This is a genomic window from Aetokthonos hydrillicola CCALA 1050, from assembly GCF_017591665.1.
Taxonomy (GTDB): Bacteria; Cyanobacteriota; Cyanobacteriia; order Cyanobacteriales; family Nostocaceae; genus Aetokthonos; species Aetokthonos hydrillicola.
In genome coordinates this window covers 1-4,768 of the sequence record NZ_JAAKGC010000208.1, presented here as the reverse complement: position 1 = coordinate 4,768, position 4,768 = coordinate 1, and the positions used below count along the sequence as shown (strand labels likewise).

Sequence of the window (4,768 nt, the reverse complement as noted above, 5' to 3'; positions counted from 1 at the left end):
CCCGGCAATCTTATGGTTCCAATGCATCAAAAAAGAATGCGATCGCTTCACGAAATAATGAGTATTACAGCCTCCGTTGCGGCAATCTTATGGTTCCAGTCGCGGCAATATTATGGGTTAACCGACAGCCTTGTTTGCGGTTTGAAGCGTTCTTGTTTGCAGTTTCTTACAGGTACCAGACTGCACGATACAGTCTACGTCATCACCATCGAGTTCCAAAAGATGTGTGCGAAGTGCATCCTCAGTGATCTCGGCGATCGATATTGCTGTGGGGCAAAGGAGTCCCTTGAGACGGACAACCTCAACCCCGATATCGCTGAAGAAGCGACAGACCATTTCGTTAACCACAGGCTGATAAGGGGTAATGACCGCAATCTTGTTTACTTTAAATGCTTCGAGAGCTGCCTTAAATGCTGAGGCACCTGTAGCGACTTTGAGGTTAGTATAATCTTCGAGTCGTCTGACGAACGCCCTATTCCCCTCGATTCCTCCCGAAAAACTCTCAGCACTTATTCCCATGATCAAGTAGTCGATACCTGCCGTCATTACCCGATCAATCGCAAAAAAAATTTCCTCGTCTACCTGCTTGAGAAGATGCATCATCTTTTCGTTACTACTTAAGTCCTGATCTCGAATATGAATCCGCGACATATGAGATGTCACACCCCGTACGGCCATCGCGTGAAACTCAGGTTCGACGATTGTGTTCGTGCTTGGCGCAAGTACCCCGAATTTCTTTCGCCATCCTAACGTGTCTGTCATAGTGAAATTTTCAGCTCATCTATGAGGTTTTATATCATTGTTATAAGAGCAATTTGTCAAATACAGATACAGGTATTCAAATGAACAAGAACATCCCTCAAGGACGCAAACACGTAGAAACTGAAGAGTCACTCAACTCAGTTATCAACTTTCCACAAGTACCTTTTGAGGTCAAAAACTTTGTTACTGGTAAACACGCTACTGCTCAAGTTCTATCCGTAAACGAAGGAACCGGTGAATCTACACAGCGAGTAATCTTGAAAGGGGGTTGGACAGCACCTGTTGGTCACTTTACTACGGATGTGGAAATTTTTGTGTTAACGGGTGTACTTTGCCAGGGTGGGTTTTTACTACGCAAGCTCAGTTACTCTTTCATCCCAGCTGGCATACCCACTGGTCCTTGGAAAACTGAAGAAGACACAATTCTTTTATGGATGCCAGATGCTACTCCCACTTACATAACAAAAGACTACACAGATGTTGAGCAAACCCCAGAAAGTTCTGTATATCATGCGAATATGCAGACCCATGAGCGGATGACTGAGTATGTTCCATTGCAAGAACTCCACGCAATGAAATGGGAGAACACAACCTTTTTACCTCCTGGTTCATCTCGTAAAAGCTTGTATACCAATAAAAAAACCGGACGCGCCACCTGGGTTCTCGGTCTAGTGCCTATGTGGATAGAAGGTAACTTCTATGCTGGTCATCCTACTACAGAGGAAGCATATGTCATTTGTGGAGATGTGCTTGGACATTGGTCTATGAGCGATGATCCTTTTAATAGACGGTATACAGCAATGTGTAAAGATGGTTATTACTGGCGACCCGCACACATTCCACACGGACCGTTCTGGACAGAAAGTGGAGCACTACTTTTGTTTCGTACTAATGACCGCTTAGACTGTTATTGGATACTGCATAACCCAGATATTACTCAGCAAGATCAGTCACGTCTGGAAGCTGCACTTGATCAGTAACTTCCAAACAAAAGAACTAATTTGTAGGAAGTATATGTAAGAGGCACGCGATCGCCTACTAAATCTTTTCTACACTAACAAGCTAAAAGTTACCGTTGATCCAACTAAATTTATAAAAATCGAATCCATTCCTGATGCTGTCGAATATTTACTCAGTGGCAAAAATTGCGGTAAAGTGGTGGTCAGGTTTTGATTTGCGGATTCTGTGCAGAGTCTTATTTTGAATTTTGAATTTTGAATTTTGAATTGTTTTGTCATTTTGTAGTGCGGGCAGGATGCCCGCTTCTGTAATAAAGTAGGGAGCTTTACGGCTCCCACTACAGTCTTTTTGCAAAATTGGGATGCTCCCCGTTCTAATGTACATTGACAGTCATAGTATATTTTAAAATGCCGTTACCACTGCTTTGCTGAGAAACATTGGTATCAGGACCATTAAGTTCTACACTGACTGAAGAAGATGCAGGAGCATAGCGAGCAGAAATTGCTACTGTCTGTTTCCCAACTGATAGTAAAGGAGATAAATTAATCTTTTCTCGACTACCGTGAATATGTTTCACGACTTTACCATTAACAGTAATCTCACCTGTTAACTGATTACCTGAAGCATTAATGCTCAGAATGTGAGGTTTTTTGAGATTAGCTGCATTGAGATCAAAAGAGTCGTGTTGGGATCCAGAGGAAGATGAGTAGCTAGTGTTCTGGCTACTGGTAAAGCTACCTTGAGATCCTGATGATTGACTGGATTGCTGATTACTTGACGTGTAACTGCTCATTTCGCTACCAGTGTCTGATTTAACAAAAGAACCTTGGCTGCTGTTGGTAAACCTGTGAGTGCACCCTGTGGTTATAGAGGTAAGCATTGCTATACCACAAGCGAAAAACAGTAGAGTTCTCATGGCTTTTTTCGTTAGCAGCAGGTACGGTAATTAACCACCTGCTGAGTTTTTTGAACTTGTACCTTGACAAAGGGAACATCTTAACTAAAGCAACTATACCGAATTTCCCTAAATGAGAAATTCGGAAAAGCTGGAGTTTTTGACCTCGCCTTATCTAGTACTATTCTATTTCTTATGAAACGGAAAGTTTGGATTTTTTGACGGATCGTACACATGCACAGGAACGTGTACCTTAATAGGAATATTTGGAGTGTTCACACCAGTAGAACTTTTGGGATCTCCATCTGCAAATTGGCTGCTGTTGCGGCTCTGTACACAGTTAGCAGAATGACAAACTTGGTTGCCTACAGTGGTCACGTTTCCACCACTGCCATTACGACAATTTGGTCCAAAGTTCTGATTGGTGTTATTGCTTTGGTTTCCTCTCCGATTACCGTCCACCGCTACTTGAGTGCTGACGTCAACTGCAACACATCCTGCCATTGCAGGGTGAGTGACGGAAGAAATAATTATGGGAGATACTGCTGAAAGCGAGAATAAACCTAAAGAAAGTAATTTGAATTTCATGGCTGATTACTGACAAGATTTTGTTGTTGTAGAACTGTAAGTATGATTAACTGAGTCGCCGTATCTATTAGTACGGTTACTTTGGTGGCTGTAAGTACTGCCACTACACTGAGAGTACTGATAGTAGCGAGGAGATTTTAAACTCCTAAGTAGGATTTGATTTCGTACCCTTGACGTAGGTACAATCAAGTTATTATTGGTAGTGCTAGGAGAGTTAGAGCGAATTTTGACGTTACCATCGTCAGTAACCGTTACCCTAGAGTTGGTACCTTGAATATCAACGTCGTTACCCGCAGAAGCAATTCCAGCAGGTAATGCAATTAGCAAAGAGAGTACTAGTAATGAAATAGATTGTCTGGCAGGCATGGCTTTATTCCTCTGTTAATAGAAAATGCTCGATTTTTATTTTTTTAGTTTAGGAAATCGGCAACCTCGTCAACTCCTCACTTGTGGCTCACCACGGCACTGCTCTAACAGACACATTCAATTTTCTGTAAGCTGATAGCTTAATAGCAGTGGCGACGACCCACAGCAATTTGAGTTTGTCTGTTCAACTGGCTGGCATTTTGGTCAACAAGACTGCCGTTGACCGCAAGCCCGTTTTGGTTGATCAATTGAGCAGACCCTTGAGATTGGGCTGCATTGCAACCGCGACCAGCTCGATTTTGATATTGAATGCTTGTCTGGTTAGCGTGTTGATTAACTCGGCTACCAGAACCAACAGCAGTAGCGCTCTGATTAAGCTCTTGCTGACTACCCTGATCGCCAGCAAAAGCAGCAGATGGTACTAAGATCAGAGCCGCAGCTAATAAACCGAATGAGTAAGTTTTGTTGACCATTATTTTAGACCTTATAAGTTGGATTGTGTGAAGAGAACACTCAGTAATGTTATTGAGAGTTGATTAATTGATAAGATTAGTAGCTATAGCTGCTAACTTGAGTTACTTGGTGTTGGTAGTTTACAGTGTCGTTATCTTGAGTGTTCACAGAACTTTCTATAACAGAACTACTTTGGCTAGTAGACTGATAAGAATTTTGTGACAAAAAATTATAGGGTGTGATGTAGCTATAGTAATATGGTAGACAACTGCTGAGGATTTTTTGGACCTGCTGCTGGATGCTGGTAGAACTAACACCTTGTACACTAATACTACCGTCATTAACGGTAGCGTTTTGCTCACTTACCTGTATATTGGTTTGAGATTGAGATTTTTCACCAGCAAAAGCTGCAGTCGGTACCATCATTAATCCAGCAGCTAACAAACCAAAAGTAATTGATTTCTTCAACATATTTTTAGACCTGATTGTTTTTGCTGTAGAAATCAAGCTGGCGTCGCTAAAATTATTGAAGATGCAGCAACGCCTGTCGGCTCGATTAGTAGTACCCTGAGTCTGAACTACTTTTAGTAGCGATGTAAGCGATTCTTACGAATATCGGAATTTTGTACTTGGTGGTTTACACTGTTGCTGGTTTGAGCATTAACAGAACCATTGTCAGCAGCACCGTTTTGACCAGTTGCTTGGTCAGAGCTTTGGGATTGGGAAGCACCTGGTGTACCTACA

7 protein-coding genes and 1 pseudogene are annotated in these 4,768 nt (G+C 42.1%); 2 read left to right on the top strand and 6 right to left on the bottom strand.

The window, feature by feature from the left end:
• Positions 1–117 precede the first annotated feature (117 nt).
• Positions 118–651, bottom strand: coding sequence for a maleate cis-trans isomerase family protein (locus G4P69_RS35600; protein ID WP_208354656.1), 534 nt, complete (start codon positions 649–651; stop codon positions 118–120).
• A gap of 191 nt (positions 652–842) precedes the next feature.
• Here G4P69_RS35600 and G4P69_RS35595 point away from each other — a divergent pair, with 191 nt between their 5' ends.
• The gene (locus G4P69_RS35595; RefSeq protein WP_243903152.1) at positions 843–1,742 is read left to right on the top strand and encodes a DUF4437 domain-containing protein; all 900 of its coding nucleotides are present in this window, start codon (positions 843–845) and stop codon (positions 1,740–1,742) included.
• Positions 1,743–1,782: 40 nt separating this feature from the next.
• A pseudogene (locus tag G4P69_RS35590) lies at positions 1,783–1,935 on the top strand (alcohol dehydrogenase); the annotation flags it as partial.
• 160 nt (positions 1,936–2,095) lie between these two features.
• Here the strand turns inward: G4P69_RS35590 and G4P69_RS35585 are convergent.
• The 5 genes from G4P69_RS35585 to G4P69_RS35565 form a co-directional block, all read right to left on the bottom strand.
• The gene (locus tag G4P69_RS35585; RefSeq protein ID WP_208354654.1) at positions 2,096–2,638 is read right to left on the bottom strand and encodes a hypothetical protein; all 543 of its coding nucleotides are present in this window, start codon (positions 2,636–2,638) and stop codon (positions 2,096–2,098) included.
• Positions 2,639–2,803: 165 nt separating this feature from the next.
• On the bottom strand, positions 2,804–3,205 hold the full coding sequence (locus G4P69_RS35580) for a hypothetical protein (RefSeq protein ID WP_208354652.1): 402 nt from the start codon (positions 3,203–3,205) through the stop codon (positions 2,804–2,806).
• A gap of 6 nt (positions 3,206–3,211) precedes the next feature.
• Positions 3,212–3,571: a hypothetical protein gene (locus G4P69_RS35575; protein ID WP_208354650.1), complete on the bottom strand. Its 360-nt coding sequence runs from the start codon at positions 3,569–3,571 to the stop codon at positions 3,212–3,214.
• Positions 3,572–3,711: 140 nt separating this feature from the next.
• The gene (locus G4P69_RS35570) at positions 3,712–4,044 is read right to left on the bottom strand and encodes a filamentous hemagglutinin (protein WP_208354648.1); all 333 of its coding nucleotides are present in this window, start codon (positions 4,042–4,044) and stop codon (positions 3,712–3,714) included.
• Between the two features lie 76 nt (positions 4,045–4,120).
• Positions 4,121–4,495, bottom strand: coding sequence for a hypothetical protein (locus G4P69_RS35565; protein WP_208354646.1), 375 nt, complete (start codon positions 4,493–4,495; stop codon positions 4,121–4,123).
• Positions 4,496–4,768: the final 273 nt, after the last annotated feature.